We start from the raw sequence: 22,399 nt of genomic DNA on the forward strand, positions 1-22,399 counted from the left end.
ATTAGCGGCCAGTATTGGCACCGCGAAATTCTACCACATTGTCATCAAGCATCATGGGGAGAACGGTTCGCACACAATTGCGGCCATTCTTCTTGGCTTCATAAAGCGCACCATCGGCACGCTTATAGACATCGGAAAAGAAATCATCGAACTCCATCTCCGTCACACCAAAACTAACCGCAAAGCCCACATCACCCGATACACCGGGAAGCGTAATGTCGGCGCAAGCCAGTCGCGCCCGTTCGGCAAAACGCCAGGCGGACTGGATCGTATGGCCGGGAAGAAGAACCGCAAATTCTTCACCACCCATGCGTGCAGTAATCCCTCCCTTTGCAGCAGCAGAACGGCGCAATTCGTCAGCGAACACCGCGATCACCCGGTCACCCAAAGCATGTCCGTAAGTGTCATTGATCGACTTGAAATAATCAATATCGCAGACAATCAGTGACAGCGCTTGCCGCATGCGCTTGGACTTTTCAATCGCCGCCTCTGCCCTAAACTCAAAACCGCGCCGGTTGAGTAATCCAGAGAGCTGATCAGTCTCCGAGCGCAGGGTTACATCGGAAATCAATTCGCCCATCAAACTCAAAAGTAACAGCAACCCCCCGGCGACGGAAAGCCCGGCACCGATCGATTGTACCAACAGGGCATAATCGGTGCGGACATAATCGTCAGGATTAACCCCAACACCACCGACCATGTCGGCCAGCACCGGCTTGATCAGAAAATGAATGGCGCTAACGGCAAAAAGGGCTGCCATAATGCCATCAAGCGTGTTCCAGGATCTGCCAAAGGGCCTCTTGCGCGTAGTGTCACTGGTTCGGCTGCGCATCACAACCCAAACTGCCAGCATAAGAATGAGAAAATACGGCAACTGGTAGAGAATTCGACCGACCATCTGGCTGCGGGCAATGTCGTAAATGCCATAGATCAGGAAAAACGAGCAAAAAGAAAGAAACCCTAAAGCTAACCACGGCACCGGCAGCGAATACATGCGTGCGAGACCGACAACCAGTAAGGACATCGTCACGAAATACATGCCAAAACCAAGCATGTAAGCGAAAGTCTTGTTAGGAATCGAAGGGATCAGAAGCTCTGTGAGAAAATAGAGCATTGCAAAAACAAAGCCCAAAGCAAAAACCGGCGCAGCAGCATTATCACGGGCATAGGCGGCAATACCAAAGAAGGTAAATGCAAACAGGCCGGAAACTGTCATATTAATCAGCAGTATGAACTCAGCGCCGTCCATCCGTATTTTCCCGCATATGTGCTTGCAAAGCACATCTAAATATAAATGAATTGCAGTTAGCTATAATACACTTAAAGAGTGAAAAAGCAGCTAATTTAGAGTTGCATCAGCAGGGTTTTAGAGCGCCGATCGGATCCAATCAGATCGAAACAAGCTCTAAAGCGTGTGGCGCTTTATCGTATCCATCGCGCTCGCTCTATCCATTTGTTTTTACGCATGTCTTTATTCCAAAACCGGTTCCCACTTTTGGGAGACATACGCTAGAAAACGAAAAAAGCCGCCGGATCGCTCCGGCGGCTTGCTTTTTCAATACCTCGAAGGTCAGTTCCAGTCGCGAATATCGACGAAATGACCAGCAATCGCTGCGGCTGCGGCCATAGCTGGCGAAACGAGATGCGTGCGACCCTTAAAACCCTGACGGCCTTCAAAGTTACGGTTTGACGTCGATGCACAACGTTCGCCTGGCTTGAGACGATCATCATTCATAGCAAGGCACATCGAGCAACCTGGTTCGCGCCAGTCAAAGCCCGCTTCGATGAAAATCTTGTCGAGGCCTTCGGCTTCTGCCTGTTCCTTCACAAGTCCGGAACCCGGAACGATCATGGCGCTCACGCTCTGAGCAACCTTCTTGCCTTCCACCATACGGGCTGCATCGCGCAAATCCTCGATACGTCCGTTGGTACAAGACCCGATGAAGACGCGGTCAACCATGATGTCCGTCATCTTGGTCCCGGGCTTCAGGCCCATATAATCCAGTGCACGCCACTTGGATGCACGCTTGTTGTCTTCAACAATATCATCGGGGTTTGGAACCGAGCCGGTAACCGAGATAACATCTTCTGGCGACGAACCCCATGATACGATCGGCGTGATCTTAGCGGCATCCAGTTCAACGATCTTGTCGAAATGCGCACCTTCTTCCGAATGCAGCGTCTTCCAGTAGCCAATCGCCTGTTCAAGCTCTTCGCCCTTTGGCGCACGTGGCTTGTCTTTGATGTAGTCGAATGTGATTTCGTCCGGCGCAATAAGACCAGCGCGTGCGCCACCTTCAATCGACATATTGCAGACCGTCATACGGCCTTCCATGGAAAGCGCGCGAATGGCATCGCCTGCATATTCGATCACGTAGCCGGTGCCGCCAGCAGTGCCGATTTCACCGATAATTGCCAGTGTGATGTCCTTGGCAGTAACGCCCGGTGCCAACTTGCCATCAACACGCACGAGCATGTTCTTGGCTTTTTTCTGGATCAGCGTCTGGGTTGCCAGAACATGTTCAACTTCGGATGTGCCGATACCATGCGCAAGCGAACCAAATGCACCATGCGTCGATGTATGACTGTCGCCGCAAACAATCGTCATGCCCGGCAGTGTGAACCCCTGCTCAGGGCCAACGATGTGCACAACACCCTGACGCTTGTCGCGCTCGGAATAATATTCAACGCCGAAATCAGCGGCATTCTTGGCCAAAGCCTCGACCTGAATGCGGCTTTCTTCGTTCTTGATACCGTTGATACGGTCTGGCGAGGTTGGCACGTTGTGATCGACAACGGCTAGCGTGCGTTCTGGATGGCGCACCTTGCGACCCGTCATACGCAGGCCCTCGAAAGCCTGTGGGCTTGTCACTTCGTGCACAAGATGGCGATCAATATAAAGGAGGCAGGTACCATCTTCCTGCTGATCCACTACATGGTCGTCCCAGATCTTGTCGTAAAGTGTACGCGGCGCGCTCATTGCGAGAGTTCCTTTGAATAGTTCTTAATTGGCTGTCATATGCACCCACCGCCGCATTTCGTCAAGAAACACAAACCGCAACAGGGTGTCGCAGTAACAATCTTGCGAAATTTAGGCGAAATTATGCGATATGTTACGCAGGCTTGGCAATTTTGCAAATAAAAAAGGCGACCCAAAGGCCGCCTTTTCCGAATCTTGCAGAAACTGGCTTATTCAGCAGCGGTCTTTGCAGCTTCAGCCTTAGCAGCGATCTTATCAGCTTCGCGCTCAGCCTTGGTACGGTTGTCTTTCTTTTCAGCGATACGTGCAGCCTTACCGGTGAGGCCACGCAGGTAGTAAAGCTTGGCGCGGCGGACTTTACCGCGGCGAACCAGTTCAACGCCTTCAACGATTGGCGAATAAACAGGGAATACACGCTCTACGCCTTCGCCGTAAGAAATCTTACGAACAGTGAAGCTTTCGTTGATGCCAGCGCCGGAACGGGCAATGCAAACGCCTTCATAAGCCTGCAAACGGGTACGTGTACCTTCGGTAACGCGAACCTGAACGCGAACGCTGTCGCCTGGCTGGAAATCTGGAAGCTTGCGCTTTTCTTCAATCTTTGCTGCCTGTTCGGCTTCAAGCTGACGAATGATGTTCATCGTCTTATCCTTCTGAATTCTTCTCAAACAGTCAGAGCGCTCTACACTGACCACAAAGCAGCTTTGGCCTTGAGGTTATGCCCGAAAAATCAGACAGGAGCGGTACACCATTTATTGGTTTAAGGCCTTCGGGAACAGCCCGAAAGTATAATTAGAGGTGTCAGGTTTTCCCCAACTGGCGCGGCAATACACCATTGAGGCAAATGAATCAATATCCGGGCTGCGATTTCGCCATTGCCCGATCCATCATTTGCGCTTTCTCTCCTGATAAGCTTCCCAAAGATCACGACGCCGCTCCTTTGTAAGACGCAAGGCTTCTAAATGACGCCATTTATCAATCGCACCATGATTGCCAGATGTCAGCACATCAGGGATCGAACGTCCTTCCCATACTTGTGGACGCGTATAATGCGGATGCTCTAAAAGACCAGTTTCAAAGCTTTCGGTTTCGCCCGATAAGCGATTGCCCATCACGCCGGGAAGAAGCCGCACAATGGCATCAAGCAGCACAATGGCCGCAGTCTCGCCACCCGAGAGAATATAGTCGCCGATGGACACTTCTTTGAGCGCACGCGCCTCGATCACGCGTTCATCCACGCCCTCAAAACGTCCGCACAAAATGATCGCACCCGGACCTTCGGCCAGTTCACGCACGCGCTTTTGTGTAAGTGGCTGACCGCGCGGGCTCATCAGCAACATGGGGCGTTCATCAGCAACCGAATCGAGTGCACGTGCCACCACATCCGGCTTCATAACCATGCCGGCGCCACCGCCTGATGGCGTGTCGTCCACCATGCGATGCTTGCCTTCGGCAAAGTCGCGGATTTGCACCGTGTCAAGTGACCAGGTGCCTTCCGCCAGGGCCTTGCCAGCAAGCGAAATGCCAAGAGAACCCGGAAACATTTCAGGATAAAGGGTCAGCACAGAAGCATGAAAACCCCGCTCACCCTCCTTATCCATATCCGTCACATCACTCATGGCTTCTTTGGCCGCTTCTTTTCATTTTGGAAATCGCTGCGCTCACGAAGCGGATTGTCGTCCTCATCGGCAATCAATCCCGCCGCATGAGGCTCGACAAGGATCGTGCCCTTCTCAAAATCGATCTCAGGAACTGCCGCTTCCGTGAAAGGGATCAGCATCGGACGTTTGCCTTTGAGGCTCAGTTCAATCAGATCACCGCCGCCAAAATCAAAAAGAGCACTGATAACGCCATAAGACGTGCCTTCAGCATCAAGTGCTTCAAGACCAATCAGATCGGTCTGGAAAAACTCGTCTTCGTCCAGATCATCATCATGCAATTGCGAACGGTCGATAAAAAGCTCAACACCGTTCAACGCTTCGGCCGCATTGCGGTCATTGATGCCCTTGAAGCGAACAACGACAACGGTCTTGGCGGAACGCGTTTCAAGTACCTCATAGGCCTTGCCTTGCGCATCATAAAGCGCACCATAATCTGAAATGGCGAGCGGATCGTCAGTGAATGTCTTGACCCTGACTTCGCCACGGATGCCATGCGCGGCACCAATGATAGCAAGCTGGATCGGGTTTTCTGGACGCGACATGAAAAATTCCGTAAAAAAATACCAATTGCTGATCGCTTACCCAATTTCTCAACAAAACGCCAAGAAAAACGCAAAATTACATCTTTACGACCCGGCAACCTATAAATAACAAACTGTGATCAACTCAACATAAGCAGCGAATCCTATCAATGACGAGCAAAAGCGAATTTCTTATCCCAGCACGCGCCGATCTTGCGGCCGCACGCGAGGAATGGCTGAAAACGCTTAAAGACATGCGCCGTCTTTCGGAAAATACGCTTGAGGCCTATGAACGCGACACGCGGCAGTTTCTGCAATTTTTGACCGGGCATCTGGGTGAGCCGCCTTCGATCAAGGATGTCGGCAATTTGCGGGTGGCTGATCTGCGCTCCTATCTTGCCAACCGCCGCAATGATGGCGCAGGTGCACGCACGCTTGGCCGTGGTCTGGCCGGTGTTCGATCGCTGCTGCGCCATCTGGAAAAGCGCGGACTGGTCAATGCAGCAGGAGCGGCGGCCATACGTGCGCCACGCCAGCCTAAATCTCTGCCCAAGCCACTGACCGCAGAAGAGGCGCGTCGCGTCGTAGCCGCTAACGGTCAAATGGCCGAAGAGCCGTGGATTGCTGCCCGAAACGCAGCCGTGCTCACACTTCTTTACGGTTGCGGATTGCGCATTTCCGAAGCGCTTAATCTAACAGGCGATGCATTAAACGACACAACGGCGCTTTCGATCTCAATCACCGGCAAGGGCGGAAAGATGCGTATGGTGCCACTTCTTCCAGCGGTGCACCGTGCCGTGGCGCAATACCGGGAACTGTGCCCGTTTGATCTTTCAGCCGACAAGCCGCTGTTTCGCGGTGCAAAGGGCGGTATTCTGCATTCGGCAATCATCCAGCGCGAAATGCAAAAGCTGCGCGCTGGCCTCGGCCTGCCGGATACGGCAACGCCGCATGCGTTACGCCATTCCTTTGCCACGCATCTCTTGGGTAGGGGTGGCGATCTGCGCACTATCCAAGAACTCCTCGGCCACGCAAGCTTGTCGACAACGCAGGTCTATACCGGCGTTGACACCGCACGTCTTCTCGATGTGTACGACAAGGCGCATCCCCGCGCCTAGATGGTCTAACGGAACAATCAGCGTTCCCTTGCGTTAATCTTTCCAATGGTTGCAACCAACCGGAGGAAAACTAATGGTTGACCCACTTGATCCACGTAAAGACCCTCTGGTCAATCCGCGCCCCGGCGACCCACGGAGCGATCCCATGAGTGATCCGCTTGCAGATCCGATGGCAAGACCACCGCAACCGCGCGGAAGCAGCGGCATTATGCTGGCTGTCATTCTCATCGTAGCAATTCTGATCCTGGGCTTTTTCTTCTATCGTGGTGGCGACTCCACCGATACGTCTATGCCTTCCCCACCACCACCGGCAGCACAGGGTGAAACGACGACGCCACCGGCAGCGCCACCTGCTACCCCACCGGCAGCACAACCACCTGCACCACCGCCGCCCCCTGCCCCACCAGCACAAAACTAACAAAAAGGCCCCGCAATGCGGGGCCTTTTTACATTTCAATTAAACCGCAAGATCACATATGGATTGGCTTGGCAAAGGTCGCGAGTGCCGATTCACGCACAGCTTCCGACATGGTTGGATGCGCGTGGCAGGTGCGTGCGAGATCTTCGGACGAGCCACCGAATTCCATCAGAACCGCCAGTTCATGGATCATTTCACCGGCATTGTAGCCGAGAATATGCGCTCCAAGAACGCGATCTGTTGCCTTGTCGGCGAGGATCTTCACAAAACCATCCGTATGCTGCATGGCGCGTGCGCGACCGTTTGCAGTGAACGGGAACTTGCCGATCTTGTATTCCACGCCAGCGGCTTTGAGTTCTTCTTCGGTCTTTCCGACAGAAGCCACTTCCGGCTGCGTATAGACAACGCTTGGAATGACATCGAAATTCACATGTCCTGCCTGACCGGCGATGATTTCAGCAACCGCAATGCCTTCGTCCTCGGCCTTGTGTGCTAGCATCGGACCCTGAACAACATCGCCGATAGCATAGATGCCTTCGACATTGGTGCGCCAGTGACCGTCAATCGCAACACGACCGCGATCATCGACATTCACGCCAGCTTCCTGAAGACCCAGACCATCGGTGTAAGGACGACGGCCAGTCGAAATCAGAACTGCATCGGCTTCGATGGTCTCGGCATCGCCACCCTTAACCGGCTCAAAAGTTACTTTCGCGCCCTTAGCCGACTTTTCAACGCCGGTTACTTTTGCACCAAGCTTGAACGCAATGCCCTGCTTTTCAAGAAGGCGCTGGAACTGCTTGGAAACTTCACCATCCATCGCGCCAAGCACCTTGTCGAGATATTCGACAACTGTAACCTTTGCGCCAAGACGCGCCCAGACCGACCCCAGTTCCAGACCGATAACACCGCCACCAACGACGACGAGATGACCCGGAACTTTGTCGAAGGAAAGCGCGCCGGTTGACGACACGATGACCTTCTCGTCGATGTCTACCTTCACACCCGGAATGCCAGCAACATCAGAACCCGTTGCAATGATGATGTTTTTGGCTTCAATTTCCTGAACGCTGCCATCTTCGGCAGTCACGGAAACCTTGCCCTTGGCAACGATCTTGCCGGTGCCGATGAAAGACGTGATCTTGTTCTTCTTGAACAGAAACTCAACGCCCGACGTATTTGCTTTAACCGTCGTATCCTTATGCGCCAGCATCTTTTCGAGGTTGAGCTTTGGTGTGCCAACTTCGACGCCCAGCGTGTCAAAGGAATGACCAGCTTCAGCAAACACTTCCGATGCATGCAACAGCGCCTTTGAAGGAATGCAGCCGACATTGAGACAGGTGCCGCCGAAGGTCTTGCGCTTTTCCACCACGGCCACCGAAAGGCCAAGCTGTGCGGCCTTGATTGCGGCCACATATCCGCCGGGGCCAGTACCGATGACAACCACATCGTAAGACATTGAATGATCCTTCTTCAGTCGATTTTAGACAGGCCGTTGCGGCCTTTAAACTTTACTATGTCCGGTTAGCCGGTCATTCCTCAGGTGTGCAAGATTTGAACCGAAAGCTTTCAAACTGAAGCGGTTTTTCCGGCTTCGCTGCACCAAAATCATAACCATCAAGCGCGGTCACGAGATCGGGAAACAAAATCGCCTGTGCTGCGGGTTCATCGGCCTTCGGCAACACATCGGCTTCCGCTCCTTCTTTGAGCGCGTAAACAACACTCTGCCAAAGGCTGCAATCATCGAGGTCTTCCGAATCCGTGCCGCCGTTTTTGCAATTATAAGTAATGAGCGCATAGGGACGTGCAACACCCTCTTCCGGCCATATCACAAGACCTGAGAGTTTAAACTCCGGCTTGTCATCAGCAGTAATTGTAAATTCATTGGTCGGTGCCGGACTCATCTTGAGCGCATTCGACTGCGCGGCATGAAAGGTCAGCGTGTAAGCGTCACCCTGATCGCGATAAGTCGCGCGGTTCTGCGAGCATGCAGCCTGAACAGCACTTGAGAAAACCGTCACAGCAAGCGCTGATGCAGCCACCACTTTGCAAAGCTTTTTAACGTCATGCATCCGTCGGTTCTCCTCAATCATCCGGCAGCGATTACTGGGCTTTCGCCCTGTTACTGCGCTTTCGCGATGGCAAGTTTGAGACCAAGGGCAATGAAAACCACGCCACTTGTTCGGTCGATCCACTTTGAAGCACGCGAGAAAACCGCACGCATCTTTGGGGTCGTCATAAACAGGCTAACCCCGATAAACCATGAAATCAAAGCCGTTGCCATCACAACACCGTAGCCAAGCTTAACCTCGGTAGGCGTCTGAAGGCTGATGACCGTCGAGAAAATCGACAGGAAGAAGAACACAGCCTTTGGGTTCAGCGCATTAGCGGCAAAGCCCAGGCTGAACGCCCGAAGTGCGCTCTGTGCGGCGCGTGGTTCCTGTTTGCTCATATCGACATCGATCTTGGTTGAACCTGCACGCAACGCTTTAATGCCGATATAGACCAGATAAGCCACACCGCACCATTTCACGATATTGAAGAGATAGATCGACTGGGAAATAATCAGCCCAAGACCAAGCACCGTATAAGTGACATGCATCATAAAGGCTGCACCGATACCAAAGCTAGTGATGATCGCCTCGCGACGACCCTGCATAAGCGACTGACGGATAACCATGGCGAGATCGGCACCGGGCGAGACGATAGCGAAAACAAAGATCGCCATCAGGGATGCAAGTTCAAACAGATAGGGATGCATCACGTTTCCTCAGCCCTGTATCAATAAGATACCGTCAACGATCAAAAAACCAGATTGAAAATCATCATCGCAAGCCCGATCAGTGAGCCAACCCAGACCAGCGAGCGAATATAAGGAATACCCGCAAGATAAAGCGGAATATAGATGATGCGACAGATAAACCATATCCACGCACCATAAAGCCCGACAGTTGCTGCATCACCCTTAAACACAAGTGCCAAAGCGAGCGCAACAAATGCCGGGTAGGTTTCGCGGAAATTGTTGGAAGCGCGTTCCGCACGACCGGCCAGATGACCAGAGGGCTTTTGCCCATCATCGCGCGAACCCGCATTCCATTGGGAACCGAGTTCCCTCGTCACCGTCCAGCCCTGCAGAAGGATGTGAAAAACCAGCAGAACGACACTCCAGCCAATCAGCGGGAGAAAAGGTGACGATGAAAACATACCCGGCTCCATCCTTATTTGCGATTAAAGATCAAGAACCAGACGTTCTGGATCTTCCAGGCTTTCCTTAACGCGGACGAGGAAGGTCACAGCTTCCTTGCCGTCAACGATGCGATGATCGTAGCTCAGTGCAAGATACATCATCGGGCGGATGACGATCTGGCCGCCGACAACAACCGGACGATCCTGAATCTTGTGCATGCCGAGAATACCCGACTGCGGAGAGTTGAGGATCGGCGAAGACATCAGCGAGCCGTAAACGCCACCATTGGTGATGGTGAAAGTGCCGCCCTGCATATCAGCCATCGAAAGCGAACCATCGCGTGCAGCTTTCGCAAGACGACCCAGTTCCTTTTCAACGCCAGCGATCGAACGCTGATCGGCATCGCGGATGACAGGAACAACAAGGCCCTTGTCGGTGCCGACAGCCATGCCGACGTGAGCAAAGTTCTTGTAGATGATGTCGGTGCCGTCAATCTCGGCGTTAACAGCCGGTATTTCCTTCAGCGCATGGGTCACAGCCTTCGTGAAGAAACCCATGAAGCCGAGCTTAACGCCGTGCTTCTTCTCAAAAATGTCCTTGTAACGAGCACGAAGCTCCATAACAGCAGACATATCGACTTCGTTATAAGTCGTGAGCATTGCAGCGGTGTTCTGCGCATCTTTCAGACGACGTGCAATGGTCTGACGCAAACGGGTCATCTTCACGCGTTCTTCGCGTGGTGCATCATCAGCCGATGAAGCAGGACGTGCAGCAGCAGGCGCTGCTGCCGGGGCGCTTGATACGCCTTTGGCGATTGCGTCGAGAACGTCGCCCTTCAAAACCTGACCGCGCTTGCCAGAACCTTCAACCTGATCAGCCGACAGGCCTTTTTCAGTGAGGATTTTGGAGGCAGCAGGCGCTGGCTGCATGGCAGGACCAGAGGTCGAGGCAGCTGGAGCAGAAGCCGCAGGTGCGGCGGCGGCAGCTGGCTTGGCTTCTTCCTTCTTCGGAGCAGGTGCTGCAGCAGCGCCGTCACTCGAAATCTGGCCGAGCAATGCGTTCACTTCAACCGTGTCGCCTTCCTGCGCCACGATTTCGGCAAGAACGCCAGCGCTCGCTGCCGGAACTTCAATTGTCACCTTATCGGTTTCCAGTTCCACCAGCGGTTCGTCAGCAGCGATTGTGTCGCCAACCTTCTTGAACCACTTTCCGATGGTTGCCTCAGTAACGGACTCCCCAAGCGTGGGAACGCGAATTTCGGTGGCCATGGTTTCTTCTTCCGTGATCTTCGATCTTTAGATTTATGTTCAATTCAATATGAAGCGGCCTTTGCAAACCGCTTCTTACTGACAATTCAATTAGTTTCCGAGTGCATCCTCGAGGAAAGCCTCAAGCTGCGCAAGGTGCTTCGACATCAGACCCGTTGCAGGCGAAGCCGCTGCCGGACGACCGGTGTAGCGAACGCGCTGATGCTTGGCGTCGATATGTGCAAGAACCCATTCGAGATACGGGTCGATGAACGACCACGCACCCATGTTCTTCGGCTCTTCCTGACACCAGACGATTTCTGCCTGACGGAAGCGCGACAGCTCATTGATGAGCGCCTTTGCCGGGAACGGGTAAAGCTGTTCGACACGCAGCAGATAGACATCGTCGATGCCACGCTTTTCGCGCTCTTCGTAAAGATCGTAATAGACCTTGCCCGAGCACAGAACGACGCGGCGGATCTTGCCATCCTTCTGAAGCTTGATGCCCTCGCCCTTGTTGTACTGCGCATCATCCCAAAGCAGACGGTGGAACGATGAATCGCCCGACAGTTCGTTGAGGCTCGACACAGCACGCTTGTGGCGCAACAGCGACTTTGGCGTCATCATGATCAGCGGCTTGCGGAAGTCACGCTTCATCTGACGGCGCAGGATGTGGAAGTAGTTAGCCGGCGTTGTTACGTTGGCAACCTGCATGTTGTCTTCCGCACACATCTGCAACCAACGTTCCAGACGTGCAGACGAATGCTCAGGACCCTGACCTTCATAGCCATGCGGCAGAAGGCAGACGAGACCCGACATACGAAGCCACTTGCGTTCACCCGACGAGATGAACTGATCGAACACGACCTGTGCACCATTGGCAAAATCGCCAAATTGAGCTTCCCAGAGCACCAAAGCGCGCGGATCGGACAGCGAATAACCATATTCGTAACCGAGCACGGCTTCTTCCGAAAGCATTGAGTTGATGGCTTCGTAGATTGCCTGACCCTTCTGAATGTTGTTCAGCGGGGTATAGCGGTTCTGGTTGACCTGATCATAAAGAACCGTGTGGCGCTGCGAGAAGGTGCCGCGTTCCACGTCCTGACCCGACAAACGGATCGGGCTTCCATCAGTCACCAGCGAGCCGAAAGCCAGCGATTCAGCAGTTGCCCAATCGATACCTTCGCCAGTGTCGATCATCTTGGCGCGGTTATCGAGGAAGCGCTGGATCGTGCGATGGACATTGAAATCCTTCGGCACTTCCACGAGCTTCTTACCGATTTCTTTCAGCGTCTTGATCGGAACGCCGGTCTTGCCGCGACGCTGTTCGTCAGCATTATCTGCCGTGCGCAAACCGCTCCACGCACCGTCAAACCAGTCAGCTTTGTTCGGCTTGTAGCTCTGACCAGCTTCAAATTCCTGTTCAAGCTTTTCACGCCAGTCAGCCTTCATCTTGTCGATGTCAGCCTGTGCAAGCAAACCTTCGGCAATCAGTTTTTCGCTGTAAAGCTGCACGGTCGTCTTATGTGCGCGGATTTCCTTATACATCAACGGCTGGGTGAATGAAGGTTCGTCACCTTCATTGTGGCCGAAGCGGCGGTAGCAGAACATGTCCACAACAACCGGCTTGTGGAAGATCATGCGGAATTCCATCGCGACCTTGGCGGCGAAAACCACGGCTTCCGGATCATCACCATTGACGTGGAAGATCGGCGCTTCGATCATCTTTGCCACATCCGATGGATAAGGCGACGAACGTGAGAAAGCCGGATTGGTGGTGAAACCGATCTGGTTGTTGATAATGAAATGCAGCGTACCACCAACGCGGTGACCCTTCAGACCCGAAAGACCGAGGCACTCAGCAACAACACCCTGACCTGCGAAAGCGGCATCACCGTGCAGCAGCAGCGGCAGAACTTTTGCGCGTTCAGTCAGCGGCACCATGTCATCGCGGGTACGACCAACAAGCAGATCCTGCTTGGCGCGTGCCTTGCCCATGACAACCGGATTAACGATTTCGAGGTGCGACGGGTTGGCAGTCAGCGAAAGGTGAACCTTGTTGCCATCGAACTCGCGGTCCGACGAAGCGCCAAGATGGTACTTCACGTCGCCCGAACCTTCCACATCGTCAGGCGCATAAGAGCCGCCCTTGAACTCATGGAAAATGGCGCGGTGCGGCTTGCCCATAACTTGGCTAAGCACGTTCAGGCGACCACGGTGCGCCATGCCGAGCACGACTTCCTTGAGGCCCATCTGACCGCCACGCTTGACGATCTGCTCCAGCGCCGGGATCAGCGATTCACTGCCATCAAGACCGAAACGCTTGGTGCCCTTATACTTCACATCGATAAACTGCTCGAAACCTTCGGCTTCAATCAGCTTCGACAAAATAGCCTTCTTGCCTTCGACCGTGAAAGCATAAGCTTTATCCGGGCCTTCGATACGTTCCTGAATCCAGGCCTTTTCGATCGGGTCCGAAATATGCATGAATTCGACGCCGACATTGCCGCAATAGGTGCGCTTGAGAATTTCAAGCATCTGCGGAACGGTCGCATATTCAAGGCCAAGAACGTTATCGATGAAGATCTTGCGATCATAATCGGCAGGCGTAAAGCCATAAGTTGCCGCATCAAGTTCGCTAAAGTCGTTTGGCTTTTCAGCAAGACCAAGCGGATCGAGATTGGCATGAAGATGGCCGCGCATGCGATACGCGCGGATCATCATAATGGCGCGAACGCTATCGCGTGCAGCCTGCGCAATCTCTTGCGACGTCAGTGCAGCAGCAGCGGCACCTGCTTTGGCATCGCCATTTGCGGCTTTGCCCTTCAGCTTGTCGGTCACATGCTTTTCAACGTCAGCCCAATTGCCATCAAGTGCTGAAATCAGCTCGCCATTGGCCGGAATCGGCCAGTTTGGCTTGGTCCACGACGCGCCCTGCGCATTCTTGCGCACATCATCGGCGTCGTCTTTAAGCTGCGCAAAGAAATCGCGCCATTCCTGATCAACCGATGTGGGATCATCCTCATACTTGGCGTATAGCTCCTCGATATAGTCGGCATTGCCGCCATAGAGGAATGAGGTAAGGGCGAAAACGTCGTTGGCCTGTTCTTGCCTTGCCATAACCTAATCCGGAGCCTCCGCTCCGTCTCCTTGTAGTAGCTCATCATGCGCGGGCCGGAAGCTCTCTCAACTTCATCCCTCACGCCGCCGGGGAGGAACCACAACAGACCCCGGCATAACTCGTTTAAAAGCATAACTCGTTTACAAATCAGTCTCTGCGGGAGAATGATGGCCAAAGCCTGACATTCCATTAAACCGACCACATCCGGTTCGTGCTTTTTACGACTAACCCGGCAGCAGCTTTCGCCACTGCCGGTATACTCTTACTCAGCTAAACAGTCTCAGCCCTTGAGGACTTCAACCAGCGTCTTGCCAAGCTGTGCTGGCGAAGGAGACACGCGAATGCCAGCCGATTCCATGGCTGCAATCTTGTCTTCTGCGCCGCCCTTGCCACCGGAGATCACTGCGCCTGCATGGCCCATGGTGCGTCCGGCTGGAGCAGTACGGCCAGCGATGAAGCCAACCATCGGCTTCGAACGACCGCGCTTTGCTTCATCCTTGATGAACTGCGCTGCATCTTCTTCAGCAGAGCCACCAATTTCACCGATCATGACAATCGACTTGGTTTCATCGTCCGCGAGGAACATTTCCAAAACGTCGATGAACTCAGTGCCCTTGACCGGATCGCCGCCGATACCAACAGCAGTGGTCTGGCCGAGGCCTTCGTTCGAAGTCTGGAACACTGCCTCATAGGTAAGTGTGCCGGAGCGGGAAACAACACCCACCGAACCCTTCTTGAAGATATTGCCCGGCATAATGCCGATCTTGCATTCTTCAGGGGTCAGGATGCCGGGGCAGTTTGGTCCGAGCAGGCGCGACTTCGAGCGTTCCAGACGCTCCTTGACGCGAACCATGTCCATGACCGGAATGCCTTCGGTGATGCAGACAATGAAGCCAACTTCAGCTTCGATTGCTTCAATGATTGCATCGGCTGCGCCTGCTGGCGGAACGTAGATCACCGATGCGTCCGCACCTGTGCGTTCCTTGGCTTCAGCAACAGTTGCGAAGATCGGAAGCTTTTGTCCCGTCGAGCCTTCCCAGGTTTCGCCACCCTTTTTCGGATGGATACCGCCGACCATCTGCGTGCCATAATAAGCAAGCGCCTGTTCGGTGTGGAAAGTACCGGTCTTGCCGGTCAGGCCCTGTACGAGAACCTTGGTGTCCTTGTTAACGAGAATGGACATGCCTTAGTTTCCCTTCACTGCAGCGACGATTTTCTGCGCCGCATCGTCGAGATCGTCAGCCGAAATAACATTCAGGCCCGATTCGTTGATGATCTTCTTGCCGAGTTCCACATTGGTGCCTTCAAGACGCACAACCAATGGAACCTTGAGGCCGACTTCCTTGACCGCAGCGATAACGCCTTCAGCGATGACGTCGCACTTCATGATGCCACCGAAGATATTGACCAGAATACCCTGGACAGCCGGATCAGCGGTGATGATCTTGAACGCAGACGTTACTTTCTCCTTGGTAGCGCCGCCACCAACGTCGAGGAAGTTAGCTGGCTCAGCACCGTAGAGCTTGATGATGTCCATCGTTGCCATGGCAAGGCCTGCGCCGTTGACCATGCAGCCGATGTTGCCATCAAGAGCGACGTAAGCGAGATCGTGCTTGGAAGCTTCGATTTCCTTTTCGTCTTCTTCCGACAGATCGCGCAATTCGACAATGTCAGCGTGACGGAACAGTGCATTGCCGTCGAACGATACCTTGGCATCGAGAACGCGCACGCGGCCATCGGTCATGACGATCAGCGGGTTGATTTCCAGAAGGCTCATATCCTTATCGGTGTAAGCCTTGTAGAGGATCGGGAACAGCTTGAGGCCGTCTTCACGCGCTGCACCTTCAAGCTTCAGCGCGTCGGCGAGCTTGTTGGCGTCTTCATCAGTCACGCCCTTGGCAGGATCGATAGCAACGGTGATGATCTTCTCAGGTGTTTCTTCAGCAACAGCTTCAATGTCCATGCCGCCTTCGGTCGAAACGACGAAAGCAGGACGGCCAACGGTGCGGTCGATGAGGATCGAGAGATAAAGCTCGCGCTCAATATCTGCGCCATCTTCGATGTAAAGACGGTTGACCTGCTTGCCAGCGTCACCGGTCTGCTTGGTCACGAGCGTGTTGCCGAGCATTTCCTTGGCGTGGGAAACAACTTCTTCGATCGACTTTGCAAGACGAACGCCGCCCTTGGCATCCGGGCCGAGTTCCTTGAACTTGCCCTTGCCGCGCCCACCAGCATGGATCTGGCTCTTGACGACATAAAGCGGGCCCGGAAGCGTCTTTGCCCATTCTTCCGCCTGTTCGACGGAATAAACAGCCACACCATTGGCGATTGGTGCGCCATAAGTGTGGAGCAGGCGCTTAGCCTGGTATTCGTGAATATTCATCTGGTTGTCCTCTGCGGATTAACAGCCGGAAAAGGCCGGAACTCTTTCATGAGCGATCCGGCCTTGTCTGGAACTTATTTCAGTGACGGTGCGATGCCGACGCAAGCTTCACAAAGACCGGCTACAGAAGCGACCGACTTTTCGAACTCGGCCTGCTCACTCTTATCGAGATCGATCTCGATAATACGTTCAACGCCATTGGCACCGATCACGGTTGGAACGCCGACATACATGTCGTTGACGCCATACTGGCCTGTCAGCTGTGCTGCCACTGGCAGAACGCGCTTCTTGTCCTTGAGGTAGGATTCAGCCATCTGAATGGCCGAAGCTGCCGGTGCGTAGAATGCCGAGCCGGTCTTGAGCAAGCCGACGATTTCTGCGCCGCCATCACGGGTGCGCTGAATGATCTTGTCGAGCTTTTCCTGTGTGGTCCAGCCCATCTTGACGAGGTCTGGAAGCGGGATACCAGCAACGGTCGAGTAACGAGCGAGCGGAACCATGCTGTCGCCGTGGCCACCAAGCACGAATGCAGTGACGTCTTCGACCGATACGTTGAATTCTTCCGAAAGGAAGTAGCGGAAACGGGCGCTGTCGAGAACGCCAGCCATGCCGACAACCTTGTGTGCTGGCAGACCGGAGAACTTCTGCAAAGCCCAGACCATCGCATCAAGCGGGTTGGTGATACAGATCACGAAAGCTTCAGGTGCATATTTTGCAATACCTGCGCCGACCTGTTCCATGACCTTGAGGTTGATACCCAGAAGATCGTCGCGGCTCATGCCCGGCTTACGCGGCACGCCTGCGGTGACGATGACAACGTCTGCGCCTTCGATTGCGGCATAGTCGTTTGCACCGGTGAACTTCGCATCAAAACCGTCAACCGGTGAAGATTCTGCAATATCCAGTCCCTTACCCTGCGGAGTACCTTCCGCAATATCGAAAAGGACGACGTCGCCGAGTTCCTTCAGACCAGCAAGATGAGCGAGCGTGCCGCCGATCATACCGGAGCCGATGAGGGCAATCTTGTTGCGTGCCATGTTGTTTCTTTCCTCAAGTTTGATCCAGAAACGCATGAAGCTATCCGGTTTCCTCCCGGAAAACGCGTCTGCGCTGCGAGGGTTCGATAGGACTCTTTGCAAAAAAACTCAACTCATTATTTTGCGACCAATGTTTTCAATCGGTTAGATTTATATGTTCTTACGTAAACGTAAGATAATTTGGCAAAATGTAGGCAATGAGTCTCCTCGTCCGGCTGTTTCCTATCCCTTGAAACAAGACAGCGCGTCCGCAAATGATTTTGCTGGTGAGTACAATCGATATGGAGACAACTGCATTCCACCCAAGCTGTATTCGATCAACATAGCCCGCTGATGATATAAGTCGAGTCTGTGGCAGTTCGATGATGGTAAAGGGCGATACACCACTCACTTTACTGTGTTGCTTGCTCTGCAAATGCTTCCAGATATTCAGCGCTCTGCATTTCAAACAGGCGGGAAGCCGTGCGATCAAACTCGAAGGCTTCCACCCCCTGCTTAGCTTCGTAAAGCTTTTCAGGCTCCGCTTCGGCCGAAACAAACAGCCGTGCATGATGATCATAAAGAACGTCGATCAGCAGAATAAAGCGCTTGGCCTCATTGCGGCGCGAATGGTCAAGCACCGGCACATCGTCAATAAAAAGCGTCTGATAGCGCGTGACAATGGCAATATAATCGTTAGCCGCAAGCGGCTGAGCGCAAAGCTCATCAAACGTAAAGCGTGCAGCACCCGGCACAGACTGGCGCACTGGAATGTCGCGCCCCTTGATGTGAATCACGTCGGGCTTTTCTTGCCGACCATCCTTATGCGCAGTCCATGCGGCATCCATGCGCTTGGTCGTCTCGGAATTAAGCGGGGTCAGATAGACCGGCTGGCGATCCAGCTTTTCCAGACGATAATCGGTACGCGAATCGAGATTGATCACGTCGACATGCTGTTTGAGAATATCGACAAAGGGCAGAAACAGCTGGCGGTTCAGACCATCGCGGTAAAGATTGTCGGGCGCAACATTGGACGTCGCGACTAGCACCACGCCCCGCGCAAACAATGCGCTGAACAGGCGCGACAGGATCATCGCATCGGCAATATCGGTGACGGTAAATTCGTCGAAGCAAAGCACCCAAGCTTGCTCGGCCAAAGCTTCCGCAACGGGTGGAATCGGGTCTTCCTGCTTGGTTTCGCCGCGCTTCAAAGCCTGTCGATGCGCATTGATGCGTTCATGCGCATCGGCCATGAAATCATTGAAATGCGCACGGCGTTTGCGTTCCACCGGCAGAAGCTGGAAGAACATATCCATCAGCATGGTCTTGCCGCGGCCAACCTCACCATGAACATAAAGTCCTTTGATATTGGCAACTTCCTTGCGCTTGGCGAAAAGCCAGCCGAGCGCGCTCGATTTGCGCGACAGACGCTTGGTGCAGATCTCTTCGATCAGGCGATCATAGCGATCAGTCAGTTCCAGCTGTGCCGGATCAGCATCGACTTCACCTGCCTCTACCTTCGCATCATAATGCGAACGCAGGGAAGGAAACGCTTTCAGATTACCGTCGAAAGACATGATTGTTTCTGTCCAACCGCTTAATTGCAGAAAAGGCGGAACATCTCACGATGATCCGCCTGTTTTAATGGGAAATAACGTATCAGCGCGACAGCGAAACGGACTGGCCGCTTGTCGTCTGGCCATCGAAGCGGCCCTGACCGGAAGAGTAGAGTGTCGCAACGGTTCCGCCATTCGCATCATAAAGCGAAAGCTGCTTGCCGTTCACAGCCCATGAAGCAAGGCTGCCGAGTTCGCCCGGGCAACGCAGCGGACCAGCGCGGAAACCCTGACCATATTTGGTCTGTGGCGTTGCGATCTTGCAGTTCTGACCGGCAAGCGATGCATTCCACACACCTGCAACCGTACCCGGTGTCAGATCAGGCGCTGATTCGGGCGGAAGGCTTGCAACCTGTGTGCCAGCCGCTGGCATGGACGTGTCGGTTGTTGGCGCTGTTGGAAAAGAATTCGGCGTATTGAGATTACCAGACTGCACAGAACTAACGGGAGCAGAACGCAGCGGCGCTGGTGGCGGTGGCGATACATTATTATCAAAGCCTCCGACCCGCGAGCTCTGGCAACCCGCCAGAATAACGCCCGCCGCAGCAATGCTGAGCAAACTTGCTTTCGAAATTCCCATCTGGTTCTCCAATTCCTCGTGTTCGTGGGGCCTGACTGATCGGGGGAGTGCCCCTCGCACCGTCGAGTTTAAAAGCTCGACCTAAAACAACATTGCACTGATAAAATGGCGATATGGTTAAAAAATCAACTATGCACCCCCTCAAATATAGGCGAGAAACCATCAGGAAGGCTTGAATTGGCTTAGAAATTTTCGATATGGCGCAGGAAGGACACAGTTTTCGAATAAATTGTGATCCACAAATCGACCAGCCGAAGACCCATGCGGCCAATAGCCCGTCGGTACTGGCATTTTGTGGGCTTTTCCGCCATATAGAGCGCTTCCAGCATGAATGGCCAAACAAACGGGACTGCGGACCAGCAATGAGCAAGGCTAACTTCGCCAAGATGAACGGACTGGGCAACAAGATCATTGTTGCCGATATGCGCGGACGCAGCGATCGCATCGCACCGAACGCTGCAATCCGTTTGGCCGGTGACGAAGCCACCTCGTTCGACCAGATTATGGCGATTCATGATCCAAAGACGCCCGGCACCGATCATTATATAGAGATCATAAATTGCGATGGCACGCAGGCACAGGCTTGCGGCAACGGCACACGCTGCGTGGTGCAGTGGCTTTCCCATGAAAGCGGAAAACAGGATTACACTTTCCAGACACTGGCTGGTATTCTGACCGCCAATGAGCACGAAGACGGGCTGATTACGGTAGATATGGGCAAGCCGCATTTCGGCTGGCAGGAAATCCCCCTCGCCCATGAAGTGGCCGACACAAGCGCCATTGACCTGTCTGCCGGTCCAGCCGATGCGCCTGTTCTGCAAGCTCCATCGATTGCCTCTATGGGCAATCCGCACGCAATCTTCTGGGTTGAAGACGATGTCTGGTCCTATGCGCTTGATCAATATGGTCCGGGGCTGGAGCATGATCCGATCTTCCCGCAACGCGCCAATATTTCGATAGCTCAAGTGACATCACGCGACAGCATGAACCTGCGCACATGGGAACGCGGTGCGGGTCTGACCCGCGCCTGCGGTTCTGCCGCTTGCGCTGCGGCGGTTTCGGGTAGCAGAACGGGCCGCACCGAACGCAATGTCACGGTCCATGTTCCCGGTGGTCCGCTGAAAATCGAATGGCGCGAAGACGATCACGTCATGATGACCGGCCCTGCTGAATGGGAATTTGATGGCACATTCGATCCTTCAACCGGCGAATGGGAACACGTCCCTAATCAGAGCAGAGGTGCTGCCTGATGGCTGTGGAAGTCGTAACCTTCGGATGTCGTCTCAACACCTATGAGTCCGAGGTGATGAAGCGCGAAGCCGATAATGCTGGCCTTGGCGCGTTGGAAGACGGCGCGATCATCTTCAACACCTGCGCCGTTACGGCAGAAGCCGTACGTCAGGCGCGTCAGGCGATACGAAAGGCGCGCAGAGACAACCCGGAAGCCCGCATCATTGTGACGGGCTGCGCTGCACAAACGGAATCGGCCAAGTTCGAGGCCATGGACGAAGTCGACCTCATTCTGGGTAATGAGGAAAAGCTCAAATCCAATTCCTATCGCATGTTGCCAGACTTCGGCGTGAACCAGTTCGAAAAGGTGCGCGTCAACGACATTATGGAAGTGCGCGAAACCGCAAGCCATATGGTCGATGCCATTGAAGGCCGCGCCCGCGCCTTCGTACAGGTCCAGAATGGCTGCGATCATCGCTGCACTTTCTGCATCATTCCTTATGGTCGCGGTAATTCGCGCTCGGTGCCGATGGGCGGCATCATTGATCAGGTCAAACGCCTTGTCGATAACGGCTATGCCGAAGTGGTTCTCACCGGCGTGGATATGACCTCTTATGGTCCTGATTTGCCGGGAAGCCTTCGTCTCGGGAAACTGGTGAAAACGGTTCTGACACAGGTGCCGGATTTGCAGCGCCTGCGTCTTTCATCGATTGATTCCATCGAGGCCGACGAAGACCTGATGGAGAGCATCGCCAATGAAAAGCGTCTGATGCCGCATCTGCATCTGTCGCTTCAAGCAGGTGATGACATGATCTTAAAGCGCATGAAGCGCCGCCATCTGCGCGATGATTCCATCCGCTTCTGCGCAGAAGTACGCGCGCTCCGCCCTGACATCGTGTTCGGTGCCGACATCATTGCGGGTTTCCCGACCGAGACCGAAGAGATGTTCGCTAACTCGATGAAGATCGTTGAGGAATGCGGGCTGACGCATCTGCATGTCTTTCCCTACAGCGCACGCGAAGGCACACCGGCTGCGCGTATGCCACAGGTCAGGCGCGAAATCGTCAAAGAACGCGCCAAAAGGCTGCGTGCTGTCGGCGATCAGGCTTATGAAAAACACCTCGCTTCTCTCAATGGCACTGTGCAGCGCCTGTTGATCGAGAAGGAAGGCATTGCCCGCACGGAAGGCTTTACGCTGGCCGCTGTTGATCAGGGTAACGCTGGCGAAATTATCGAACGAATTGTGACGGGGCATGACGGTGAAAAACTCCTCACCCGTCAGACAGAGCCGCAAGCGGCTTAAAGCTTAAGGGCATCAGAT

20 protein-coding genes are annotated in these 22,399 nt (G+C 53.9%); 4 read left to right on the top strand and 16 right to left on the bottom strand.

Translation table 11 applies throughout. The features are described from left to right. Position 1: 1 nt before the first annotated feature. The 5 genes from CEV31_RS04630 to rimM form a co-directional block, all read right to left on the bottom strand. A complete protein-coding gene (locus CEV31_RS04630) occupies positions 2-1,249 on the bottom strand; it encodes a GGDEF domain-containing protein (RefSeq protein WP_094505718.1) in 1,248 nt (415 codons plus the stop codon). Positions 1,250-1,570: 321 nt separating this feature from the next. After that, positions 1,571-2,980, bottom strand: coding sequence for a 3-isopropylmalate dehydratase large subunit (gene leuC / locus CEV31_RS04635; protein WP_094505719.1), 1,410 nt, complete (start codon positions 2,978-2,980; stop codon positions 1,571-1,573). Positions 2,981-3,189: 209 nt separating this feature from the next. Then, positions 3,190-3,621 carry a 50S ribosomal protein L19 gene (rplS, locus tag CEV31_RS04645; RefSeq protein WP_094505720.1) on the bottom strand — a complete coding sequence of 144 codons (432 nt, stop codon included), beginning with the start codon at positions 3,619-3,621 and terminating at the stop codon, positions 3,190-3,192. Positions 3,622-3,867: 246 nt separating this feature from the next. Further along, a complete protein-coding gene (gene trmD / locus CEV31_RS04650; protein ID WP_210190886.1) occupies positions 3,868-4,590 on the bottom strand; it encodes a tRNA (guanosine(37)-N1)-methyltransferase TrmD in 723 nt (240 codons plus the stop codon). Between the two features lie 5 nt (positions 4,591-4,595). Beyond that, a complete protein-coding gene (gene rimM / locus CEV31_RS04655) occupies positions 4,596-5,183 on the bottom strand; it encodes a ribosome maturation factor RimM (RefSeq protein ID WP_094505723.1) in 588 nt (195 codons plus the stop codon). 149 nt (positions 5,184-5,332) lie between these two features. Here rimM and CEV31_RS04660 point away from each other — a divergent pair, with 149 nt between their 5' ends. Next, complete coding sequence (locus tag CEV31_RS04660) at positions 5,333-6,280, top strand: tyrosine recombinase XerC (protein ID WP_094505725.1); 948 nt, start codon at positions 5,333-5,335, stop codon at positions 6,278-6,280. A gap of 73 nt (positions 6,281-6,353) precedes the next feature. After that, the gene (locus CEV31_RS04665; protein ID WP_094505726.1) at positions 6,354-6,698 is read left to right on the top strand and encodes a hypothetical protein; all 345 of its coding nucleotides are present in this window, start codon (positions 6,354-6,356) and stop codon (positions 6,696-6,698) included. Positions 6,699-6,750: 52 nt separating this feature from the next. On the opposite strand, the gene lpdA is transcribed toward CEV31_RS04665, so the two are convergent. The 11 genes from lpdA to CEV31_RS04720 all read right to left on the bottom strand — a co-directional run bounded on the left by lpdA (position 6,751) and on the right by CEV31_RS04720 (position 19,848). After that, the gene (lpdA, locus tag CEV31_RS04670) at positions 6,751-8,157 is read right to left on the bottom strand and encodes a dihydrolipoyl dehydrogenase (protein WP_094505727.1); all 1,407 of its coding nucleotides are present in this window, start codon (positions 8,155-8,157) and stop codon (positions 6,751-6,753) included. 73 nt (positions 8,158-8,230) lie between these two features. After that, the gene (locus CEV31_RS04675; protein WP_094505728.1) at positions 8,231-8,770 is read right to left on the bottom strand and encodes a hypothetical protein; all 540 of its coding nucleotides are present in this window, start codon (positions 8,768-8,770) and stop codon (positions 8,231-8,233) included. A gap of 50 nt (positions 8,771-8,820) precedes the next feature. Beyond that, positions 8,821-9,459 carry a LysE family translocator gene (locus CEV31_RS04680; protein ID WP_094505730.1) on the bottom strand — a complete coding sequence of 213 codons (639 nt, stop codon included), beginning with the start codon at positions 9,457-9,459 and terminating at the stop codon, positions 8,821-8,823. Between the two features lie 41 nt (positions 9,460-9,500). Beyond that, positions 9,501-9,914, bottom strand: a complete 414-nt coding sequence (locus CEV31_RS04685; protein WP_094505731.1) for an MAPEG family protein — start codon at positions 9,912-9,914, stop codon at positions 9,501-9,503. Positions 9,915-9,926: 12 nt separating this feature from the next. Next, a complete protein-coding gene (gene odhB, locus CEV31_RS04690) occupies positions 9,927-11,153 on the bottom strand; it encodes a 2-oxoglutarate dehydrogenase complex dihydrolipoyllysine-residue succinyltransferase (protein WP_094505732.1) in 1,227 nt (408 codons plus the stop codon). A gap of 90 nt (positions 11,154-11,243) precedes the next feature. Further along, positions 11,244-14,252 (bottom strand): 2-oxoglutarate dehydrogenase E1 component, encoded by a 3,009-nt coding sequence (locus tag CEV31_RS04695; RefSeq protein WP_094505734.1) that lies wholly within the window; start codon positions 14,250-14,252, stop codon positions 11,244-11,246. 281 nt (positions 14,253-14,533) lie between these two features. Further along, positions 14,534-15,436, bottom strand: coding sequence for a succinate--CoA ligase subunit alpha (gene sucD / locus CEV31_RS04700; protein WP_094505735.1), 903 nt, complete (start codon positions 15,434-15,436; stop codon positions 14,534-14,536). Between the two features lie 3 nt (positions 15,437-15,439). After that, a complete protein-coding gene (sucC, locus tag CEV31_RS04705) occupies positions 15,440-16,636 on the bottom strand; it encodes an ADP-forming succinate--CoA ligase subunit beta (RefSeq protein WP_094505736.1) in 1,197 nt (398 codons plus the stop codon). A gap of 74 nt (positions 16,637-16,710) precedes the next feature. After that, positions 16,711-17,673: a malate dehydrogenase gene (gene mdh / locus CEV31_RS04710; RefSeq protein WP_094505815.1), complete on the bottom strand. Its 963-nt coding sequence runs from the start codon at positions 17,671-17,673 to the stop codon at positions 16,711-16,713. Positions 17,674-18,065: 392 nt separating this feature from the next. Continuing rightward, entirely contained in the window at positions 18,066-19,229 is a 1,164-nt protein-coding gene (gene zapE, locus CEV31_RS04715) for a cell division protein ZapE (RefSeq protein WP_094505738.1), read from the bottom strand. Positions 19,230-19,311: 82 nt separating this feature from the next. Further along, the gene (locus tag CEV31_RS04720; protein ID WP_094505739.1) at positions 19,312-19,848 is read right to left on the bottom strand and encodes a protease inhibitor Inh/omp19 family protein; all 537 of its coding nucleotides are present in this window, start codon (positions 19,846-19,848) and stop codon (positions 19,312-19,314) included. 362 nt (positions 19,849-20,210) lie between these two features. On the opposite strand from CEV31_RS04720, the gene dapF reads away from it, so the two are divergent. After that, positions 20,211-21,098 carry a diaminopimelate epimerase gene (gene dapF, locus CEV31_RS04725; protein WP_094505741.1) on the top strand — a complete coding sequence of 296 codons (888 nt, stop codon included), beginning with the start codon at positions 20,211-20,213 and terminating at the stop codon, positions 21,096-21,098. Then, positions 21,098-22,381 carry a tRNA (N(6)-L-threonylcarbamoyladenosine(37)-C(2))-methylthiotransferase MtaB gene (mtaB, locus tag CEV31_RS04730; protein ID WP_094505742.1) on the top strand — a complete coding sequence of 428 codons (1,284 nt, stop codon included), beginning with the start codon at positions 21,098-21,100 and terminating at the stop codon, positions 22,379-22,381. The genes dapF and mtaB overlap by 1 nt, the downstream gene beginning before the upstream one ends. Positions 22,382-22,399: the final 18 nt, after the last annotated feature.

This window comes from Brucella thiophenivorans (assembly GCF_002252445.1).
Taxonomy (GTDB): Bacteria; Pseudomonadota; Alphaproteobacteria; order Rhizobiales; family Rhizobiaceae; genus Brucella; species Brucella thiophenivorans.

Bases quoted from the DNA above. Each gene is read 5' to 3' on its own strand.
- sucD (WP_094505735.1), bottom strand. From the start codon at position 15,436: ATGTCCATTCTCGTTAACAAGGACACCAAGGTTCTCGTACAGGGCCTG.
- CEV31_RS04685 (WP_094505731.1), bottom strand. From the start codon at position 9,914: ATGGAGCCGGGTATGTTTTCATCGTCACCTTTTCTCCCGCTGATTGGC.
- mdh (WP_094505815.1), bottom strand. From the start codon at position 17,673: ATGGCACGCAACAAGATTGCCCTCATCGGCTCCGGTATGATCGGCGGC.
- odhB (WP_094505732.1), bottom strand. From the start codon at position 11,153: ATGGCCACCGAAATTCGCGTTCCCACGCTTGGGGAGTCCGTTACTGAG.
- CEV31_RS04720 (WP_094505739.1), bottom strand. From the start codon at position 19,848: ATGGGAATTTCGAAAGCAAGTTTGCTCAGCATTGCTGCGGCGGGCGTT.
- CEV31_RS04630 (WP_094505718.1), bottom strand. From the start codon at position 1,249: ATGGACGGCGCTGAGTTCATACTGCTGATTAATATGACAGTTTCCGGC.
- sucC (WP_094505736.1), bottom strand. From the start codon at position 16,636: ATGAATATTCACGAATACCAGGCTAAGCGCCTGCTCCACACTTATGGC.
- mtaB (WP_094505742.1), top strand. From the start codon at position 21,098: ATGGCTGTGGAAGTCGTAACCTTCGGATGTCGTCTCAACACCTATGAG.
- CEV31_RS04695 (WP_094505734.1), bottom strand. From the start codon at position 14,252: ATGGCAAGGCAAGAACAGGCCAACGACGTTTTCGCCCTTACCTCATTC.
- leuC (WP_094505719.1), bottom strand. From the start codon at position 2,980: ATGAGCGCGCCGCGTACACTTTACGACAAGATCTGGGACGACCATGTA.
- lpdA (WP_094505727.1), bottom strand. From the start codon at position 8,157: ATGTCTTACGATGTGGTTGTCATCGGTACTGGCCCCGGCGGATATGTG.
- CEV31_RS04680 (WP_094505730.1), bottom strand. From the start codon at position 9,459: ATGCATCCCTATCTGTTTGAACTTGCATCCCTGATGGCGATCTTTGTT.
- CEV31_RS04665 (WP_094505726.1), top strand. From the start codon at position 6,354: ATGGTTGACCCACTTGATCCACGTAAAGACCCTCTGGTCAATCCGCGC.
- rimM (WP_094505723.1), bottom strand. From the start codon at position 5,183: ATGTCGCGTCCAGAAAACCCGATCCAGCTTGCTATCATTGGTGCCGCG.
- rplS (WP_094505720.1), bottom strand. From the start codon at position 3,621: ATGAACATCATTCGTCAGCTTGAAGCCGAACAGGCAGCAAAGATTGAA.
- dapF (WP_094505741.1), top strand. From the start codon at position 20,211: ATGAGCAAGGCTAACTTCGCCAAGATGAACGGACTGGGCAACAAGATC.
- CEV31_RS04660 (WP_094505725.1), top strand. From the start codon at position 5,333: ATGACGAGCAAAAGCGAATTTCTTATCCCAGCACGCGCCGATCTTGCG.
- zapE (WP_094505738.1), bottom strand. From the start codon at position 19,229: ATGTCTTTCGACGGTAATCTGAAAGCGTTTCCTTCCCTGCGTTCGCAT.
- CEV31_RS04675 (WP_094505728.1), bottom strand. From the start codon at position 8,770: ATGCATGACGTTAAAAAGCTTTGCAAAGTGGTGGCTGCATCAGCGCTT.